This is a genomic window from Vibrio sp. 1402 (genome assembly GCF_033340275.1).
Window position 1 is genome coordinate 1 of sequence record NZ_JAWOWE010000359.1, and the last position, 644, is coordinate 644.

1 protein-coding gene and 1 pseudogene are annotated in these 644 nt (G+C 47.4%); both read right to left on the reverse strand.

What is annotated here, in order from left to right; translation table 11 throughout:
• On the reverse strand, nt 1-327 hold a 327-nt coding region (locus R7044_RS26060), incomplete at its 3' end, for an efflux RND transporter permease subunit (protein WP_225456100.1).
• Nucleotides 328-336: 9 nt separating this feature from the next.
• Nucleotides 337-644, reverse strand: a pseudogene (gene vmeJ / locus R7044_RS26065) (multidrug efflux RND transporter periplasmic adaptor subunit VmeJ); the annotation flags it as partial.

Consider the following 644-nt stretch of genomic DNA (forward strand, 5'->3'; position numbering starts at 1 on the left):
AACATCCGCCATCGCTTTATCGAGATCCACGCCGACGCTAAACTCTAAAGTGACTGAAGCGTGGCCTTCGGAGGCAACCGATGTCATCTCTTTCACCCCTTCAATTGAGCGCAGTTCTTGTTCGATAGGACGAACCAGTAAACGCTCAGCATCAGTTGGAGAAATACCTTGATGCCCCACAGAGACGTAAATGATAGGAATAGTGATATCGGGACTAGATTCTTTTGGGATGGTGACGTAAGTAATGACCCCTGCGATGAGGATCATCACCAACAAGGTCAACATCGTTCTTGATCGGGATAACGCAGCGTCAATTATGCTAAACATGCTGCCTCCCTATTTTTCGGCCGCATCGGCAGCGACATCACCGACTTTATTCGCAATTACGGTATCGCCATCACGAACAAACCCCTGTCCTAATACAATGATGTCCGCTTGCTCGCCAAGCCCAGATAACCAAACGCCATCTTCTTCTGCTTTGACTAACTGAATAGGAACAAACTTAACGTGTTCATCTTGCAGTGTTTTGACACCTAAATTCCCTTCTTCATCTAACGCCAACATTGCAGCGGTAATTTTAATCGCTAGCACTTCATTCAAAGGGAGCTGCACTTCCGCACTGATCCCCGCAGGGATGAGCGAAA